The following is a 17,942-nucleotide window of genomic DNA, read 5'->3' on the forward strand; positions in this document are numbered from 1 at the left end:
GCCCCGCCGGGGCTTCCAGGTTCTGACGCTACGAGAGCGACGCTCTCAGCAACTCGTTGAAGAGCTTGGGGTTGCCCTTGCCGCGGCTCGCTTTCATGCACTGGCCTACCAAAAATCCCAGCACCTTCTGGTTGCCGTCGCGATACTGCTGAGCCTGATCCGCACAGTTGGCCAAGACCTCGTCGACAATCGGCTGCAACGCCCCCGTATCGCTCACCTGGCGCATACCGCGCTCGTCCACAATCTTATTGGGGTCGTCGCCGGTCTGAGCCATCAACTCGAAGACCTCGTGCGCTTGATTGCTCGAGATGGCGTCACTTGCCAGCAGCTTTGCCAAAGCGGCAACCTGAACGGGCGCAATACCGCTCTCATCGAGAGCGGTACCCGCGCTCTTAAGATAGCCAACAAGTTCGTTGACCAGCAAGTTCGCAACCGTCTGGGCTTCTTTACCAGACGTGCCCGCAGCCGCCTTCTCAAAGAAATCGGCATAGGCAGGATCGCCCGCAATCTGCTCGGCATCGGCTGCCTTGATGCCAAAATCGGCCTCAAAACGAGCGCGCTTGGCGTCGGGCAACTCGGGGATCTGCTCGCGGCAGTTCTCGATGAAGGCATCATTCAGATCGAACGGAGCCAAGTCGGGGTCGGGGAACAGACGATAATCGTCGGCCGTCTCTTTCACGCGCATGACCACCGTGCGCTTGCGGCTGGGCTCCCAATGACGCGTCTCCTGATAGATGATGCCGCCCTCTTCAAGAACCTCGGCCTGACGGCAAATCTCGTAGGCAAGGCCATCATGCAGGCTCTTGAAGGAATTGAGGTTCTTGAGCTCGGTCTTGGTGCCTAGCTTGGTCTCGCCACGGCGACGAAGACTCACATTGCCATCGCAGCGCATGGAGCCCTTCTCCATGGAGCAGTCGGAGATGCCCAGCGTCACAAAGATGCGACGGAGCTTCTCCATGAACAGGCGCGCCTCCTCGGGCGTGCGCAGGTCGGGCTCGGTCACGAGCTCAATGAGCGGCGTACCACAGCGGTTGTAGTCGACGAGCGACTCAGCGGCAGCGGTAATGCGGCCTTCGGCACCACCCACGTGCACCATCTTGGCGGCGTCCTCTTCCATATGAATGCGAAGAATACGGATGGGCACGGTATAGCAACCATCGGCACGGCGCTCGGGCATCTGCATGTTGGAGGCATCGTAGCTCGCCAGATGGCCGGCGCGCTGATTGCCCTCACGCATCTGCGAGGTCATGAACGTGGAAAGACCCTCGGCATTGGCGGAGGCCGAAGCGAGGCTCTCGGCCTCGGCGGCACCAAATGCGCAATCGGGGCGCTCGGCAGCGCCTTGACCAGTCACATCCAAATCCAGATGACCGTACATGGCAAAAGCAACCGGACCCTGCGTGGTCTGGAAGTTCTTGGCCATATCGGGATAGAAGTAATGCTTGCGATAGAACATCGAGTGCTTCTGGATCTCACAGTTTGTGGCGAGACCGGCCTTGACGATGCTCTCGATTGCCTTCTTGTTAGGCACAGGCAGGGCACCGGGTAAACCCAGACAAACCGGGCACACGTTGGCGTTTGGCTCGTCATCATGGCTCAGCTTGCAGTTGCAAAACATCTTGGTATCAAGCGCGGTGAGCTCGGTGTGGATCTCGAGGCCGATCACAGCCTCCCAATCCTGCAAAACCTCGGAGAGCTCCTTCATTACAGCTCGCCTCCCTTCCCGGCAAAATCAGGCGCAACGGACATGCCTCCGGCAATGCCACGCTCAAGCGCGCGAGCAAACGTGAGCAGCTGACGGTCCTTGAAAGCGGGACCCACCAGCTGGGCGGATACAGGCAGATGGGTATCACCGCCAAGACCCAGCGGAACCGAGATGCCACCGTTACCGCAGATGTTAATCGAAATGGTATACAGGTCCGAAAGATACATCTGGGTGGGGTCGGAGATCTCGCCAAACTTGAACGCCGTGCGCGGGCTTGCGGGCATGAGGATGGTATCGACCTGCTCGTACGCGCGGTTGTAATCCTGCGTGATGAGGGTGCGAGCCTTCTGGGCCGCGTAATAATACTTGTCATACACGCCCGAGCTCAGCAGGTAAGCGCCGAGCATCTGGCGGCGCTTAGCCTCCGCGCCAAAACCATGGGCACGCGAAAGCGAGCTTTGGTCGGTGAGGTTCGCACAGCCCTCTTCCTGATAGCCATAGCGAATGCCGTCAAAACGGGCAAGATTGGAGAACGCCTCGGCAGGACCGATGACGTAGTATGCAGCGATAGCGGCATCGAGATGCGGCAGGTCAACCTCAACCAGCTTGGCACCTTGAGCCTCCAGCTCGTGAGCGGCGCGCTCAACAGCCTGTTTGACCTCGAGGGTCAGGCCTTCTGCCTCCATAAAGGACGGGATGATGCCTACGCGCTTGCCCTCGATACTGTCTTCAAGATGCTCAAGGAAATCGACCGGGCAGTCCTGGCTCGTGCAGTCATACGGGTCGTGGCCGGCACCCACCAGAGCGTTCATGGCAAGGGCAACATCCTCGACGGTACGGCCGAAGGGGCCCACCTGGTCGAGCGAGGAGCCAAAAGCCACCACGCCGTAGCGCGAAACGGCACCGTACGTAGGCTTGAGCCCCACGACGCCGCACAAAGACGCCGGCTGGCGAATAGATCCGCCTGTGTCGGAACCGAGCGAAAGCGCGACCTCACCCGCAGCGACAGCAGCAGCAGATCCGCCCGAGGAACCACCGGGTACGCGCTCGGTGTCCCAAGGGTTGTTCGTGCGATGGAAGGCAGAACTCTCCGTGGAGGAGCCAAACGCGAACTCATCCATGTTGGCCTTACCCATAGGCAGGCAGCCCGCCTGGAGCATGCGCTCCACGCAGGTGGCGGTGTAGACGCTCTCGTAGTTCTCGAGCATGCGCGATGCGCAGGTAGTGCGCGTACCCACGAGATTCATGTTGTCTTTGATTGCCAGGGGAACACCTGCAAGCGGGGGCAGGGCCTCACCGGCAGCACGAGCTGCGTCGATGTGAGCAGCAGCATCGAGCGCAAGCTCGGGGGATACCTGCAAAAAGGCCTTGACGGCGCCGTCACGCGCTTCAATGGCATCGAGCGATGCGTGCGCCACCTCGGTAGCGGTAAAGTCACCCGCGGCAATGCCAGAGGCAATCTGGGACGCGGTCAGAGAATCGATATTCAGCGCCATTACTCGCTCTCCCCCTCTCCCAGAATGGACGGAACGCGGAAGTAACGGTCACGCGCACTCCCGGCGTTTTCGAGCGCCACGTCGAGCGGCAGATCGCGCGCGGGCTCGAGCCCGTCGTCTCCCATCACGTTGGACAGGCTTCCAATAGGATGGAACGTGGGCTCCACGTCGGGCAGGTCGTATTGAAGAATGGGCTCGAGAATGCTCACTGCGTTGTTCATGTACGCAGTCATCTCGGTAAGCTCATCATCGGTTAGCGCAATCTTGGCGTATTCGGCTATTCCCCGAACATCCTTCTCGCTGAGTGCCATAGGCGCTCCTTCCGTGCACAGTTTGACCGCACCATTATAGGCGCCAAGGCTTATAAGCACGAAGGAGGCGCCGAGGGTGCAGCAGAAACGTAACAGACACATTCGCCGTACGATTAACGAGAAAAACTACCCCTGATAGTGCAGGTGTGCCTCGTCGATATTGTCGAGGTCGCGCTCGAGGTAGCGAGCGGCAAGCCACTTTGCCATAGGAAGATTTTGATCCAGATAGTTGCCGCACTCCTCGGGGGCGGCACCGGGAATCGCGCCCTCGAAGTCGCGCACAAACACAAAGAGCTCGCGAACAAGCGGCAAGATCTCCTCGGAGCTCACCTGACCAAAAACAACCAGGTAAAAGCCCGTCCGACAACCCATGGGGCCAAAGTAGACAATGCGCTGCGACCACTCGGCGTGGTTGCGCAAAAACGTAGCGCCCAGGTGCTCGATGGTGTGGCACTCGGCCGTGTTCATCACCGGTTCGCAGTTGGGCTTGGTCAGACGCAGATCAAACGTGGTGACGACGCACCCCGTTGCCTCATCGCGATCCTGGCGCGAAACGTACACGCCCGGATCGAGCAGCAGGTGATTGACGGTAAAGCTCGCAATGGTCTCCATGGTTACCCCCTAAGCGCGCGTCTTAGTGCGCGCGGCGCTATTTGCATCGGCCTCCATCGTAGCTACCCGGCCCAAATACCGATGCCCACAAAGGAGCAACACCATAGGAACTGCCGCAACGATACAGGCCGCGCCCACGAGCGTCGACTGCACCCCAAAGCGCGCGGCAAGCCATGGCGCCACCACAAGCGGAGCAACCCCGGCAAACATGTTGCCAAAGCTCATTACCGAGTTCACGCGCCCCAGCTGTTCGAGCGGAGCCGTTGTCTGCACAATGGTGTTGTGAAGCGGATGGATAACTCCCCATGCCACTCCCAGGGCAATCTGCCCCACCAAGGCCACAGCAACATAGGGTGTTCCCACATACACCAGGCTACCTAGTCCCATCGCCGCAAGCGCCACGAGCAGCGTCTTGAGATTCACGAGGCGTGTGGGCATGTGCAGCACCAACAGCGCGCCCACCACGGCGCCCACGCCTGATGCAGAAGAAAGCCACCCCATCCATTCCACGCCAACGTGCAAAACATCACGGTAGAAAAACGACTCCAACGGATCAAACGCGCCGTAGCCAAAGTTCGTAAGGAACATGATGACGAAAAGGAGCAGCAGCAAGGTATTGGTAAAGACAGTCTTGATGCTCATCGCAAACGAGGCGTGGGCACCCCCATCCTCCTCATCCGTCTTCTCATACGCAGCAGTATCGGATTGGGCCGACGTCATTTGCGGTCTAAAGCCCCAGCCGGGAATAAGCGACAGCGCGGCAAACACCATCATGAGCGGAAAGACGGCAAGCGACGAGCCCGCAGCCGCTACAAAACCGCCCAGAATAGGTCCCACGATAATGCTCACGTTGGAAAGCGTAGTGAGCACCGAGTTGATCGCCTTGAGCTCAGCAGGGTCGCTCGAAAGATAGGCAGGATACGATGTGGCCGCAACCTGCGAGTACCCGATCATGAAACCCAAAAGCGCCGCACCTGCAAGGACGGCCATAGTCGCATGCCCGAAAAACACAAGCACGCAACCCACGACAAGCACGCCAAAAACGTTCGTGAAGTAATGCCTACGCGGACCCCACGCATCGAGCGCCGAGCCACCCGTAAAGGAACCCAAAATCACAAAGATGTTCATCAACAGCACCGCCGCTGACGTAAAAGCGACAGACGCGCCGTCTGCATAGGTAAGCGTGCCAATTACGCCGATAAAATAGCTCGATTGAAAACCGGTGTAGATAAGAAAATGTATTGCCACCAGGCGTTTTGCCTGTGCGGAAAGCGCCGGACAAAGGTGGGAAGACATATGTGCTCCTTGGTTGCTCGCAAACAAAGGCGACGGCGCAAGCCGTCGTACATCGGTCGATCAGTTGTCTGTAAGCCGCATTAAGGACGCATCACGCCTCGATCCTCGCTCATCAATACCGCACAATGAAATAGCGCCAGTATACCATCCTGCAAATATGGTGCCGGCGTGTGCGGATTCTGAATGGCGTGTGGAGTGCACACAGGCATGTTTAGCGCGCGCCCCGGGCGGTACATATATAACGAGCGCAACGATAATCGACCGCCGGTCGCCCATGCGCCCGGCAATGCTGAACAGGAGTTGATCGCATGCGCACAACAACAAAGCAAAAGGCAAAGCCTCACCCGGTATTTGAGCGGACAGGAGAGAACTCCATTCGCATCAACGCGCTTCCCAACCGGGCCGATGCCCAGCGTATGAACCTCAAGCGTTCCTATCACGCGTTCATGCGCGCGCTTCCCGCCACCTCTGCGGCAACAAACAATCCCGCGCCGTCGGAGATGTGGCCGCAGCGCCCCTACGCAGCTTCTGTGTAGGCCACCCTCGACAACTCGCTGGCAGCGCCAACCCTGTGAGAACGTCTCAACATATCGCCTTCCTTTCCCTTGGCCGCCCGGTGTATCCCCCTGCACCGGGCGGTTTGGGTTTAATGTCCGCAACCGCAGCGATGCAAGCCGCCAATGCCGCCGTTGAGCACGATTACACCTTCGCTCGTGTCTATAGCTGCACTTTCAACTAGACTGTCTCCTAAGAAACCGTTGGCTCGGCGTGCGTATGCACACACCCGATAGAAAGGAACACGATGTACTGCACTGAATGCGGAGCGTTTGTTCCCGATACCTGCAAGTTTTGCACCACCTGCGGCGCGCCCCTATCGGCGCAGGGCGCAGACGCACAAGCCCCGAACGGTGCCAGCGCGTCTGCAGGCCAGACGAGCTCCGAGCCCCAGGCGGGCACCAGCGCCGCCGCGCCCTCGCAGGCGCCCAATGCGACCGCAGGAAACCAAACCCCTGCGTCCAATCCCTACACTCCAGCGCCCCCTGCGTTCCAGGCGCCAAAAAGGAGCAACAACAAACTGGTAATCGGTATTATCGCGGGTGTCGCAGCCCTTGTCATCATCGGCACGCTTATCTTTGGCTTGGGCGGATTCATTCTCGGTTCCGCGATGGTCGAGACGGCAAACAGCGTAGACGCTGTCCTGGACATCGACGATGTGGACGATGACGCCTTTGCAGACTATCTCTCGCGCAAGGTCGATACAGATGGAGACGGTTACATTTCGCAAAAGGAAGCGGACCGAGTAACCTCCATCGGCAATCTGTCTCAAGATTTCACCTACGGAAACGGCCTTTGCGCCTCCGGCGTCGAGGACCTCGATGGCATCGAGGTATTCAAGAATCTCAAGGTTTTACTCGTCTGCGACAACGAGCTCGAGTCTCTCGACCTTTCGCAGAACACCAAACTGCGCTTTGTGGACTGCTCGGGCAATTACCTTGAGGACCTTGAGCTTCCCGAGACAGAAAAACTCACTACCCTGTGGGCCTACGACAACCGCTTGGACGAGCTTGACGTCAGCGGTGTCCCCGAGCTTGACGACCTGCTTGTCGACCCCGGCGTCGAACTAGAGGGATGGAACGGCGACGCAGATGAGTGCTACGTCTACGACGATGACGATTTTGGCGACCACTACGGCATATACGACTATGACGATGACGACGGCGATCTCTATGGAGACGACGACTATCAAGAGACCTCGGGCCGCCCGAATGCGCCGATTCTGGCGTAGCTGCCATACAATCACCCAAAGGCGGGAAAAACATGAACGATGTAGTCTTGGGATATGCGCTCATGCTTGTAGGCGACAAGTTGCAACAAAGCGAACACTAGAACAAGCAGTGTGCACTAGCGTCAGCTGCCCTTGGTACCGACGGCCGTTCTTCCCCCGTGCCCGCAAATCTGCACAACAAAGCGCCCGCCGCGACTCGCTCGCGACGGGCGCAATCAATCGCCTACTCTAAGGGCCGGCCGCTCTACAGACGCTCGGCAAGCTCGCGAATAAGAGCCTCGGTCTTTTCCCAACCCAAGCAGGGGTCGGTGATGGATTTACCAAATACCGCGCCGTCAACCGCCTGGTTACCGTCCTCCAGATAAGACTCGATCATAAAGCCCTTGACCAGACCGGCCACGGCCTCATTGCGGCGGCAAGAGTCGAGCACCTCTTTGCAGATACGGATCTGCTCCAAGGGGCGCTTGCCCGAGTTGTCGTGGTTGCAATCCACCACGACAGCAGGATTCGCGTACTTCTCCGAGGTATAACGCTCGGCCAGGCGCTCCAGGTGCTCGTAGTGATAGTTGGGGTAGGTGCGCCCGTCAAGACCGATATAGCCGCGCAGCACAGCGTGCGCCAGCGGGTTACCGTCGCACTCGACCTCCCAATTGCGGAAGATAAACGACTGGTGTGCCTGAGCGGCATAGATGGAATTGAGCATGACGGAGGTCGAGCCAGCCGTGGGGTTCTTCATACCCACGGGCACGGGAATGCCACTCGCAACCAAACGATGTTCCTGGTTCTCGACCGAGCGAGCACCCACCGCCACATAGGACAGCAGATCGACGAGGTACTGGTAGTTGCTGGGGTAGAGCATCTCATCGGCAGTGAACATGCCCGTTTCCTGAATCACACGGAGATGCATATGGCGGATGGCCTTTACGCCTGCGAGCAGATCGTCTGGAGACTCGGGGTCGGGATTGTGCAGCAGGCCCTTGTAGCCCGTGCCCTTCGTGCGCGGCTTATTGGTGTACACACGCGGAATGATGAGGAGCTTGTCCTTGACCTCCTCGGCAAGATTGCCCAGGCGCGTGGCATATTCGAGCACCGAGTCCTCACGGTCGGCCGAGCACGGGCCGATGATGAGCACCTTGCGAGGATCCTTACCCGCAAAAATGCGCGCAACCTCGGCGTCGAAGTCCTTCTTCTTTTCCATCAGCTCGGGGCCGAGGGGCATCTCTTCGCGAATCTCCATCGGAATGGGAAGCCTGCGTTTGAAATTCATGGCCATGGCATGCACCTGTTGCTTTCGTATTGTGGCGCCTTGGTGCTGGCGCCAGAGAAATCGAATGTGTTGGATTATCCACTTTTGCCCACTAAAGTGCAACGTCTTTTACCGGCAAAAATGACATCTCGGCCACATATACGAAACATAACGTCGCGCCGCAGGGAGCACAGCGCGTTTGCCGAGGTATCGGCCACCGATGCCGAATCATGATGCACCGTGGCCCAGCCCCTGCATATCATTTAGATAACCCCCTCTATCAAGGAGTTTGCAATGGACTTGAACAACGTTGTTATTCGACCGGCAGAGCTTGACGACATCGATGCAATCGCCGATATCTACTCGGCACTGTGGTGCGGCTGGCTCAGGCGCGAAGAGCACGCGCAGGATGAGCGTCTCGTTGCGCGTTTCAATACCGTCATGCAAGCACAGTGCTCCCCCATTGCCCTGGTTGCCGAGCTGGACGGCAAGATCATTGCCGCGTGCTATGTGGGTGTCTATGACAAGGGCACGCCGCGTACGAACCCCTATTGGCAGCAAGCGTACGACGAGCTCTTCGAGCGGGCAACCGCTCGCGCACAGACTGCCGACGACAATCTTGAGGGTTCTCTGTTTGGCGACTCGCGCGAGAAGGCAACCGGCAATCGCTTTGGCGCATCCGACAGCGTCTACGCCGACGGACAGCTCAATTTGATTATCGTTTTGCCCGAATACCAGGGTTGCGGCCTTGGACGTCGCTTGATTGAAGTCGCGCGCAAGCATATGCGCGAGCTTGGATGCAAACGCTTCTTCCTCATGACCGACAACCGCTCCGATTGGGAGTTCTACGAGCATCTGGGTATGGAGCGTGTCGCCGAGGACCACAGCCAAGACACTGGCGATGGCTTTATCGTCTACATCTACGGCGGCCTTGCTTAAAGGCGCCCTTTCAACATACAGCGATCCATCAAACCTCAAAGGCCCCGCCTCGATGCAGTTCAATCTACCGAGGCGGGCCCTATACATTGCACTGTCGCCCAGCGTTACTTCACACGGGCGCGGCGGCCTGCGCTAAATCGCAACGACGGCTAGCAACCGAGCGTTCTACCGAGCAGATCGTCCGCTCTTCACCTCGATCGACCGATTATCCCTCGTATACGATACGGCCATCGGAGACAGTGAACAGAACCTTGGTATCGGAGATCTTCTTGGGATCGCAATGAAGGATGTCTTGGTCGAGCACCGTGAGGTCGGCGAGCTTGCCCACCTCGAGCGTACCGATTTTATCCTCCATGTAGTTCTCGAAGGCAACGTTTTTGGTATATGCCTCAAGCGCCTGATATGCCGTGATGGCCTGCTCGGGCCAACGATACATATCGGTGTCCTCCTCCTCGGGATACGGGCTGTTGCGTGTAACGGCCACCTCGATCTCCTCGAGCGGCGCATAGCCGGTGACCGGGCCATCGCTCGCACCGGAGATAAAGCAGCCGGCCTCGAGCATGTTCTTGACGGGGTAGAACTTCATGGCGCGATCCTCGCCCACAAAGGCGATCTCGAGGTCGCACAAAGAATCGTGATACATCCACAGGAACTGCAACGCGCACACGATGTCGAGATCGGCGACGCGCTGAATGTCCTCGTCGGTGATTGCGCACACATGCGTCATGGTGTTGCGGCGATCATCGCGCTCACCGTTCTCCTTGACGCAGCGCTCGTAGGCATCGAGGGTGTTGTGAACGGCACCGTCGCCGATCGCGTGAACATGAATCTGAACACCCTCTTTGTCGAGGGCGGCCACCATGTCGCTGAACTCCTGCTGGTCCCAGACGGACTCGCCGTACCAGTTATCGCCCTTACCGGCGGCGGAGGTATATGGCTCGAGCATCACGGCGCTGCCGCCCTCGGTAACGCCATCGGAGTAGATCTTGACCGTACCGGTAGAGATCATGTTGCTATCGAACTTCTTAAGATCCTTCACGGTTTTAAGGGCCTCTTTAGCCGTCATGCCGGGCCTAATGGTAGGAAGTACTCGCATGCGCAGGTTAAGCTTGCCATCTTTCTCAAGGTCAGTATAGAACTGGCAATCCTGTGCCGTAGACGTTCCCACGACGCTTATGTTGGTAATGCCGGTGATGCCGTATTTCGCAGCCGCCTGCTGGTACTTGTCGATAGCGTTCTCAAGCTCCTTGTCCGTATGCTCGACGGAGACGACCTCCCTCACCATAGTGGCAGCAGAATCGATCAAGTAGCCGGTCGCCTCGCCGTTTGCATCGCGGGTGATGATGCCGCCCGTGGGATTGGGGGTATCGTTATCGATGCCCGCAAGCTCGAGCGCACGGCTGTTGACCCACACCGAATGATAGGAAACATCACACAGCATGATGGGCTTATCGGAGCAGATCTCATCGAGGATGGACTTATTGGGGCCGGGATTGGTGCCATCCTCTTGCTCGAAGGCGTTGATCATGAACGAGCCGCCAACGTAAGCCTTATCATCGGGGTGCTTGGCTATAAAGTCACTGATCGCCTTCTTATACTCATCGATCGTGGTGCCCTTGGTAAGATCGATCTCGTACAGCGCGGTCACCCAGTTGCCCGGAGCGTGGATATGGCCGTCCATAAAGCCGGGGGTCACCATACCGCCATCAAGATCGATGACGCGCGTGTTGTCATCGATGTACTCGTCAACACCGGAGTCTTCGCCTACATATATGATCTTGTTGCCCGAAACAGCCAGAGCGGCCGCGGTGTCGCCCTCTTTGACCATCGTCTGAATCGTGCCGTTACGAAAGACAATGGATGCCTTATCGGAAATCGCGCTGCCGGTGCTTCCGGCATTCAAAGAATTGTTGGCGCAACCGGCGACACCCACCGCAACAGCCGCGGCGCCCAACGTGCTCAGGCCAAGGAAGCTTCTGCGGGAGACGGGAGGGATAGAGGTCCTCATATGACCCACCTTTCTGTTGACATCGCCGCGCTTTCGCGACGCTTGCTATCCCTTTGAATAACGCCCCCGGGTATAAACTTGTCTGCACAAACAGGGTTATTGCCGTAAGCGGAGGCTTATATCCCCTATAACCCTGCCTTTAACCTGCCCAAAAGCTCTGAAGAAGCTCGGACCGCGATGAGACACCGCATTTACGGAATATCGTGTGAACATGCGATTTGACCGTGCCGACAGAGATAAATAAATCATTCGCTATAGCGCGGTTATCCTGGCCATCGAGCAGATGCTCGAGCACTTCGCGTTCACGCGCGGAGATATCGTGCTGGTCGCAGAATGCCGAGAAGCGAACCTCCGCAACCTGTTTAGCAGAGGCGGCAGACGTTGTGGGAGGAGCAGAAAAGCGCAACGACAAGATCTGCGACGCCCTACGAACGGTATATATTGCGGCCACCACGCTCATAATGTTCTCTGGGATGTTTCTGCCATGAGCAAAATACAGGTAATCAATGGCTTCGATCCGCCCGATGCCCAGCCCAAGAACGCGCACATCCTCGATCAGAACAAACACGGTCAACACAGCCATCACAATAAGAAACCTGCCGTAGCGTGCGTAGAAACTCTTTCGCGCCAACGGCTTGCTTTTGCGGTAGCAGACGAAAATCATGCCAAACGCCACGAACATGAACAAGGAGCGCAACGCATAAAAGGCGAGCTGTTTGATTGAATCGGGCTGCAACACAAGCGACATGGCCTCGAAAGCAGAAAAGGCGATGCAGGGCACGAGCACGTGAAGCCGGCTCGTCTTGTTTACGATCGCCAATGCAAATGCCCACATGCTCGTCATGATTCCAATCGATAGGACGAGTTTCACTATAGGGTGAGTCATGGGAAATTGGTCGCTGAGGATATCCGTCATCATCTTACGGCCCTGATACTCATCGAGAAATACGATGGCGCTTTCGAGCATGTCGAAGAAAAAGAAGGCCGAGACCGTCAAGTAGCTTGTTCGATGTGAGACGAGGTACGTGCACACCGATACGCACACCGCCACCATGCAAACCAAGACGAACGTGATTCCATAGAAGAAGTAGAACGCGCTCACTACCGGACCTTTCGCTCATTGATATGTGTTGTGGATGACCTTTACGCCAAAGACATGCTGGTCGCTGTCTTCAGTGCAAAATACAGCCAAAGAAAAGAGGGGCGGGAGACGTATGTCCCCCACCCCAGCGTATAGGCGAAACTAGGCCGTGATGCGGGTGCCAGAAAGGCCGGCCATGGTCTCGGCGGCCTTGTCCAGGGCGCCGATGATGCAGGTGCGGCCCTTGCGGGAGCGGGCGAACTTGATGGCCGCGCGGACCTTGGGCTCCATGGAGCCCTTGCCGAACTGGCCCTCGTCGGCCAGGCGCTCGGCCTCGTCGGCGGTGAGCTCCTCGAGCTCCTGCTGGTCGGGCTTGCCAAAGTTGATGGCCACGTGCTCGACGGCCGTGAGCAGGAACAGGACGTCGGCGGAGCAATCCTCGGCGAGCAGCTCTCCGCCCAGGTCCTTGTCGATGACGGCGGGCACGCCCTTGTAGCAGCCCTTGTTCTCGTAGTCGCGCACGACGGGGATTCCGCCGCCGCCGCAGGCGATGACGATAAACTCGTTGTCGAGCAGGTTGAGGATGGAGTCGGCCTCGACGATCTTCTTGGGCTCGGGGGACGCCACGACGCGGCGCCATCCGCGGCCGGAGTCCTCGACGAAGATCATCTCGGGATCCTCGGCCATGATCTGCTTGGCCTGCTCCTCGGTGTAGAACGGGCCGATGGGCTTGGTGGGGTTCTTGAACGCGGGGTCGTCGGGGTCGCACTCGATCTGGGTAACGACGGTGGCGGCGTGCCAGCGCTTGTAGCGGCGGTGCATCTCGCGGCCGATGCCCTGCTGCAGATGGTAGCCGATGTAGCCCTGAGACATGGCGCCGCACTCGGGCAGGTCCATGGAGGGGGTGCCGATGGCGTCGTGGGCGGCGGCGAAGGCGTTCTGGATCATGCCGACCTGCGGGCCGTTGCCGTGGGTGATGATGATCTCGTTGCCCTGCTCGATGAGGCCGAGGAGCGCGTGGGCGGTGTTGTCCACGGCCTCGATCTGCTCGGCCGGGGTGTTGCCGAGGGCGTTGCCGCCGAGGGCGACGACGATGCGGTCGGGCTTGCCGAGAGGCTTAGACATAGCTCGTTCCTTTCGATTCAAAGAAGGGTGAAAAACAGACGGGCGCCCCGGCGCAGAGTCGAAGGGGCGCCCGAATAAGGCGTTTTATTACGCGGCTAAATATGACAAATCAAGTCTGAGGACTTTTGTCACATTAAGCGGAAGGCTCCTGCTGCGTGATGCAGTGGATGTTGCCGCCGCCGAAGACGACCTGCTCGGACTGGACGCCCACGCACTTGTAGACGCCCTCGCCCCAGACCTCGTCATAGATCTTCTGGAGGGTATCGACGGCCAGCTGGTCGTTCTCGTCGCCATACTGCGGAACGATAACGCCGTGGTTGGTCACGAGGTAGTTCATGTAGGAGGCGATCAGCGGCTCGTCGGGGACGCGGGGCTCAGCGTTCTCGTCGGCGTCGATGGTGTCGCAGGAAGCCTGGTCCATGAACAGCGGGTTCACGGGCATGCAGAGCTTGTAGACCTTCATCTTGCGGCCCTTAGCGTCAACCGCGTTGGAGAGGGTCTCGTAAGCAGCGTGGCACTGATCATAGAACGGGTACTCGGGATCGTCGGTCCAGATGCAGGCCATGACACCCGGGGCGATGAAGGTGGCGACGTCGTCGATGTGACCGTTGGTCTCCTCGGGATCGATGCCCTCCTTGACCCAGATGACCTTCTCGACACCGAGGTAATCCTTGAGGTGCTCGTTCATGTACTCGCGAAGCTCCTCGCTCCAGGGCTCGAACCTCTTCTTGAACTTGGGCCAGATGGACTCGGGATCCTCTTCCTCCTCGAGCACCGCGGAGCAGGTGCGGCCGGGGGACAGCAGGCACTGATCGGTGACGACGAGGGTGCCCTCGCCGTCGACGGTGATGGAGCCGCCCTCGAGGATCATGTCGTCGGGACGGTAGCGGCGGCAGCCGGAGAGCTCGGCCATCTTGAGGGCGATCTGCTCGTCCTTGTCCCACGGGAAGTACAGGCCGTCGACGAGGCCGCCGTAAGCGTTGAAGTGCCAGTGGTTGGCGCGCTTCTCGCCCTTTCCGTTGATGACGTAGGTGGCGCCGGTGTCGCGGAACCAGGCGTCGTCGGTGGTCATCTCGACGACGGTGACGTTCTCGTCGTTCTCGAAGACGGCCTTGCAGTTGGCGTAGTCGGCCTGGTTGGCGCACATATAGACCGGGGTGAACTCGGCGATGGCGCGGGCGATGGCGGCGTACTGCCTCTGGGCGGGCTTGGCGCCATGGGCCCAGGTGTCGGTGCGGTGGGGCCAGCCCATCCACACGCGATCCTGCGGAGCAAACTCCGCGGGCATGAAGAAGCCGTCGGCCTTGGGGGTGGATTCGGATTCAGTGATCGTACGCATGTGATTTCCTCCAAACCGTAGCGATCGCACCGCAGGCGCGAGTGCCCGCGGCAAAACACCAAAGTGCGGCGGGTCTGTTTTCGGTCGCACCCGCCGGACGACCGGTTAGTTTGAGGACCCGATGACGCCGAGAGAGGAGATGAGCACAGGGAGGGCCCAAGAGCAACGTCACTTGATTACCTCAGCGAGTCGATATCCGCACTCGCGGGCGGTGGGTCCGGGCTGCGCAAGGAGACAGGGGTGCGCGGCCCATCTCATCGAAAATAAGGCGGCAGGCACCGAGAAGGGGCAGATGCCTTACTCCTCGTCGCCAGCCTCGGCTTCCTCGGCCAGGCGCTGGGCTGCGAGCTCAGGGGTCAGGCCCTTGTACTCTTCCTTGCGGCCCTTAGCGGAGACGACGCGGACGACCTCGCCGATGAGCACGAGCACGATGAAGATGACGATCATCGGGACCTTGTCGGCAATCTCGTCGGCAGAAAGCGGAACGATGGTCGCGACGATGGCCAGGATGAGCTCGATGCAGGGGATGGCGAGCATGGCCTTCATCATCGCGCCCTTGAACGGGAACTTGAAGATGCGCTCGCGGTCGGGGTCGTTCTTGCGAAGGTTGAGGAACGCCGGGAACATCGGGATGTAGGTGAGCAGCAGGAAGACGACGGAGGTACCGAAGAGCATCCAGAAGACGCCGTTGGAAATGGCGTCGATGGGCACCAGCTGCAGGCAGAGGACCAGGGAGGCGACGACGGCGTTGACCAGGTTGGCGCCGTTGGGCATGTCGTCCTCGGAGATCATGGAAGCGAAGACCTTGGGCATGTTGCCGTGCTCAGCAGCATAGCGGGCGACGGAGTTGACGCCGAAGGACCAGGCGGCCATGTTGGCGAACAGGGTGATCAGGAAGGCGATGCAGATGACCTTGAAGAGCATGGAGTTGCCCACCATAGTCTGGACCGCGACGATCATGCCGTAGTCGGGGTCGATGGAATCGGCGGGCACAGCTGCGCCGATGCCAAAGCCGGCGAACAGGTAGATAACAGCGATGGACACGCCACCGACGATGATTGCCTTGGGGATGTCCTTGGAAGGATCGGCCATATCATCGGTCATGGTGCAGATAACCTCAAAGCCCATGAAGTTGAAGATGATGATGGACAGGTAGCCCAAAGCGTTGGTGTTGGTGAGCTCGGGGAGGAAGGTGGCAGCGGACATATCGTTCGCGAAACCGTTCTCCATGGCGAACCAGATGCCCAGGGCGCCGACGATAACTGCCACGGCGACCTTGATCAGGGCGCCGCCGTTGAGGACCCACTCGGAGTCGGCGGCCTTGGAGCGGCCCATGAGGTAGACGATCCACACGAAGGCGAGCTCGATGCCCATCTTGGCGACGATGTTGAACTCGACGCCGAAGACCATGCCCAGGATGTCGGGGAACATGGTCGCCAGGGAGGCGATCCACAGGGGGTAGTTGACCCAGTAGTAGTAGGAGATGCGGGCGCCCCATTTGTCGCCCAGGCCATCGCGGACCCAGTCGTAGATGCCGCCGTCGCCGTCATAGGTGGTCCCCAGCTCGGCGACGACCATGCCGTAGGGGAGCAGGAACGTGAGGATCAGGAAGATCCACCAGAAGAACTGCTGGTTGCCGATGGCGGCGGCGGGAGCGGCGGCCTCGCACACGAAGACGACGCAGATGATGGTCGAGATGACCGTCAGGAAGGAAAGCTTTTTCTTTCCGTCACTCATAATTAGTCCTTTGCTCGGTCGTTTTCAGACAGGGCGCCAGCGCGCATGCGCAGCGGCGCGGACGATGGGCGGCAGGAGACGGGCATCTGCCGCCCATCAGGAAGAAAGGCGATGGCTTAGAGCTGCTCGAGAGCGTCGAGAGCGGCATGGAGCTCGGCCTTGGCGGAGTACTCGACGTTCTCGTCGTTGAGCGGGGTGCGATTGCCGAGGGCAGCCAGGATGGCGCGGATGGAGTGCTTGCGGTTCTCGGCCTCGACCCAGCACAGGGAGCGCTCGGGATCGTCCATGACCTCGTCGACAACTTCCTCGTTGCGGGTAGCGGGCAGGCAGTGCATGAACTTGGAGTTCGGGCCGGCGAAGTTCATCATGTCCATGGTGACCTGATATTTGGGATAGAAGACGTCCATGTAGTTCTCGCCCTCGACCTCCTCGTCGTACAGGCCATACCACACGTCGGTGTAGACGAAGTCAGCACCCTTGATGCAGTCGATCTCGTCAGAGATGACGATGGAGCCGCCGGAGACCTTGCAGTTCTCCTCGCCGATAGCCATGAGCTTCTTGCCAAACTCAGCACGCTCCTCGGGGGTACCAACATGCAGGGCGCCGTCGCAGATCTGGTGACCCTTGGGGCCAAACTGCACGAAGTTCATGCCGATCTTGGAGCAGATGAACATGAGGGAGAGGCAAACCTGGGTAGCGTCGCCGATGAAGGCGAGGGTGCAGTCCTCGATCTTCTTGCCCTCGGGGAGGTTCTCAAGCATGGTCATGAGGTCGCCCATCTCCTGAGTGGGGTGGTTGAACTCAGACATGCCGTTGATGACGGGCACAGCGGAGCCAGCGGCGAGGCCGACGACGTCCTTGTGACGGTCAACGCGAGCCATCATGATGTCGAGGAGGTCGCCCATGACGCGAGCAGTATCGCCCAGGGACTCGTGGCCACCGAGCTGGATGGTGCCAGGACCATAGAACTGAGCGTGGCCACCGAGGTCGCACATGGCGGTCTCGAAGGAAAGACGGGTACGAGTGGAGACCTGCTGGAAGATCATGCCAAGGCTCTTGTTACGGAGCAGGTGAGGATAGAAACCGTCAACCTTGATGGCCTTCTTCATTGCCAGGCCAAGATCCTCGATAGCGAGAATCTGCTCTTTGGTGAAGTCATTAGTGTCGAGAAAATCCTTGGGCAGCGCCATTGCGATTCCTTTCCGTCGGCAGCACCGACTTTCCTTGTGGACACGATCTATTTCGCATCCGCTTTGTCACT

15 protein-coding genes are annotated in these 17,942 nt (G+C 59.1%); 3 read left to right on the top strand and 12 right to left on the bottom strand.

Annotated elements, in window-relative coordinates; all coding sequences use genetic code 11:
* Positions 1-28: 28 nt before the first annotated feature.
* The 5 genes from gatB to BQ9843_RS07690 all read right to left on the bottom strand — a co-directional run bounded on the left by gatB (position 29) and on the right by BQ9843_RS07690 (position 5,420).
* Positions 29-1,705 (bottom strand): Asp-tRNA(Asn)/Glu-tRNA(Gln) amidotransferase subunit GatB, encoded by a 1,677-nt coding sequence (gatB, locus tag BQ9843_RS07670; protein WP_075844537.1) that lies wholly within the window; start codon positions 1,703-1,705, stop codon positions 29-31.
* Positions 1,705-3,201, bottom strand: coding sequence for an Asp-tRNA(Asn)/Glu-tRNA(Gln) amidotransferase subunit GatA (gatA, locus tag BQ9843_RS07675; protein ID WP_075844538.1), 1,497 nt, complete (start codon positions 3,199-3,201; stop codon positions 1,705-1,707). The genes gatB and gatA overlap by 1 nt, the downstream gene beginning before the upstream one ends.
* Positions 3,201-3,512 (bottom strand): Asp-tRNA(Asn)/Glu-tRNA(Gln) amidotransferase subunit GatC, encoded by a 312-nt coding sequence (locus BQ9843_RS07680; RefSeq protein WP_075844540.1) that lies wholly within the window; start codon positions 3,510-3,512, stop codon positions 3,201-3,203. Before BQ9843_RS07680 ends, gatA begins: the two co-directional genes overlap by 1 nt.
* Positions 3,513-3,638: 126 nt before the next feature.
* Entirely contained in the window at positions 3,639-4,124 is a 486-nt protein-coding gene (locus BQ9843_RS07685) for an S-ribosylhomocysteine lyase (protein ID WP_022386904.1), read from the bottom strand.
* Positions 4,125-4,133: 9 nt separating this feature from the next.
* On the bottom strand, positions 4,134-5,420 hold the full coding sequence (locus BQ9843_RS07690) for an MFS transporter (RefSeq protein WP_075844541.1): 1,287 nt from the start codon (positions 5,418-5,420) through the stop codon (positions 4,134-4,136).
* 308 nt (positions 5,421-5,728) lie between these two features.
* Between BQ9843_RS07690 and BQ9843_RS07695 the strand changes: the two genes are divergently transcribed.
* Positions 5,729-5,956, top strand: a complete 228-nt coding sequence (locus BQ9843_RS07695) for a hypothetical protein (protein ID WP_075844542.1) — start codon at positions 5,729-5,731, stop codon at positions 5,954-5,956.
* Between the two features lie 266 nt (positions 5,957-6,222).
* Positions 6,223-7,206 carry a hypothetical protein gene (locus BQ9843_RS07700; RefSeq protein ID WP_075844544.1) on the top strand — a complete coding sequence of 328 codons (984 nt, stop codon included), beginning with the start codon at positions 6,223-6,225 and terminating at the stop codon, positions 7,204-7,206.
* A gap of 244 nt (positions 7,207-7,450) precedes the next feature.
* Here the strand turns inward: BQ9843_RS07700 and BQ9843_RS07705 are convergent, their stop codons facing one another.
* Positions 7,451-8,488 carry a 3-deoxy-7-phosphoheptulonate synthase gene (locus BQ9843_RS07705; RefSeq protein WP_268258804.1) on the bottom strand — a complete coding sequence of 346 codons (1,038 nt, stop codon included), beginning with the start codon at positions 8,486-8,488 and terminating at the stop codon, positions 7,451-7,453.
* Positions 8,489-8,746: 258 nt separating this feature from the next.
* On the opposite strand from BQ9843_RS07705, the gene BQ9843_RS07710 reads away from it, so the two are divergent.
* Entirely contained in the window at positions 8,747-9,391 is a 645-nt protein-coding gene (locus tag BQ9843_RS07710; protein ID WP_075844547.1) for a GNAT family N-acetyltransferase, read from the top strand.
* Between the two features lie 205 nt (positions 9,392-9,596).
* Here the strand turns inward: BQ9843_RS07710 and BQ9843_RS07715 are convergent, their stop codons facing one another.
* The 6 genes from BQ9843_RS07715 to ptcA all read right to left on the bottom strand — a co-directional run bounded on the left by BQ9843_RS07715 (position 9,597) and on the right by ptcA (position 17,871).
* On the bottom strand, positions 9,597-11,399 hold the full coding sequence (locus BQ9843_RS07715; protein ID WP_075844548.1) for an amidohydrolase: 1,803 nt from the start codon (positions 11,397-11,399) through the stop codon (positions 9,597-9,599).
* Between the two features lie 139 nt (positions 11,400-11,538).
* Positions 11,539-12,501 (bottom strand): helix-turn-helix transcriptional regulator, encoded by a 963-nt coding sequence (locus tag BQ9843_RS07720; RefSeq protein ID WP_075844549.1) that lies wholly within the window; start codon positions 12,499-12,501, stop codon positions 11,539-11,541.
* Between the two features lie 141 nt (positions 12,502-12,642).
* A complete protein-coding gene (arcC, locus tag BQ9843_RS07725) occupies positions 12,643-13,605 on the bottom strand; it encodes a carbamate kinase (protein WP_075844550.1) in 963 nt (320 codons plus the stop codon).
* Positions 13,606-13,738: 133 nt separating this feature from the next.
* Entirely contained in the window at positions 13,739-14,944 is a 1,206-nt protein-coding gene (locus BQ9843_RS07730) for an agmatine deiminase family protein (RefSeq protein ID WP_075844552.1), read from the bottom strand.
* A gap of 297 nt (positions 14,945-15,241) precedes the next feature.
* On the bottom strand, positions 15,242-16,681 hold the full coding sequence (locus BQ9843_RS07735) for an APC family permease (protein WP_075844554.1): 1,440 nt from the start codon (positions 16,679-16,681) through the stop codon (positions 15,242-15,244).
* Positions 16,682-16,797: 116 nt separating this feature from the next.
* Positions 16,798-17,871 (bottom strand): putrescine carbamoyltransferase, encoded by a 1,074-nt coding sequence (gene ptcA, locus BQ9843_RS07740; RefSeq protein ID WP_075844555.1) that lies wholly within the window; start codon positions 17,869-17,871, stop codon positions 16,798-16,800.
* Positions 17,872-17,942: the final 71 nt, after the last annotated feature.

Source organism: Collinsella bouchesdurhonensis (genome assembly GCF_900155365.1).
GTDB lineage: Bacteria > Actinomycetota > Coriobacteriia > Coriobacteriales > Coriobacteriaceae > Collinsella > Collinsella bouchesdurhonensis.

What these genes read in the sequence shown, in the direction of transcription:
- gatB (WP_075844537.1), bottom strand. Translation starts at nt 1,705, where the DNA reads ATGAAGGAGCTCTCCGAGGTTTTGCAGGATTGGGAGGCTGTGATCGGC.
- gatA (WP_075844538.1), bottom strand. Translation starts at nt 3,201, where the DNA reads ATGGCGCTGAATATCGATTCTCTGACCGCGTCCCAGATTGCCTCTGGC.
- BQ9843_RS07680 (WP_075844540.1), bottom strand. Translation starts at nt 3,512, where the DNA reads ATGGCACTCAGCGAGAAGGATGTTCGGGGAATAGCCGAATACGCCAAG.
- BQ9843_RS07685 (WP_022386904.1), bottom strand. Translation starts at nt 4,124, where the DNA reads ATGGAGACCATTGCGAGCTTTACCGTCAATCACCTGCTGCTCGATCCG.
- BQ9843_RS07690 (WP_075844541.1), bottom strand. Translation starts at nt 5,420, where the DNA reads ATGTCTTCCCACCTTTGTCCGGCGCTTTCCGCACAGGCAAAACGCCTG.
- BQ9843_RS07695 (WP_075844542.1), top strand. Translation starts at nt 5,729, where the DNA reads ATGCGCACAACAACAAAGCAAAAGGCAAAGCCTCACCCGGTATTTGAG.
- BQ9843_RS07700 (WP_075844544.1), top strand. Translation starts at nt 6,223, where the DNA reads ATGTACTGCACTGAATGCGGAGCGTTTGTTCCCGATACCTGCAAGTTT.
- BQ9843_RS07710 (WP_075844547.1), top strand. Translation starts at nt 8,747, where the DNA reads ATGGACTTGAACAACGTTGTTATTCGACCGGCAGAGCTTGACGACATC.
- BQ9843_RS07715 (WP_075844548.1), bottom strand. Translation starts at nt 11,399, where the DNA reads ATGAGGACCTCTATCCCTCCCGTCTCCCGCAGAAGCTTCCTTGGCCTG.
- arcC (WP_075844550.1), bottom strand. Translation starts at nt 13,605, where the DNA reads ATGTCTAAGCCTCTCGGCAAGCCCGACCGCATCGTCGTCGCCCTCGGC.
- BQ9843_RS07730 (WP_075844552.1), bottom strand. Translation starts at nt 14,944, where the DNA reads ATGCGTACGATCACTGAATCCGAATCCACCCCCAAGGCCGACGGCTTC.
- BQ9843_RS07735 (WP_075844554.1), bottom strand. Translation starts at nt 16,681, where the DNA reads ATGAGTGACGGAAAGAAAAAGCTTTCCTTCCTGACGGTCATCTCGACC.
- ptcA (WP_075844555.1), bottom strand. Translation starts at nt 17,871, where the DNA reads ATGGCGCTGCCCAAGGATTTTCTCGACACTAATGACTTCACCAAAGAG.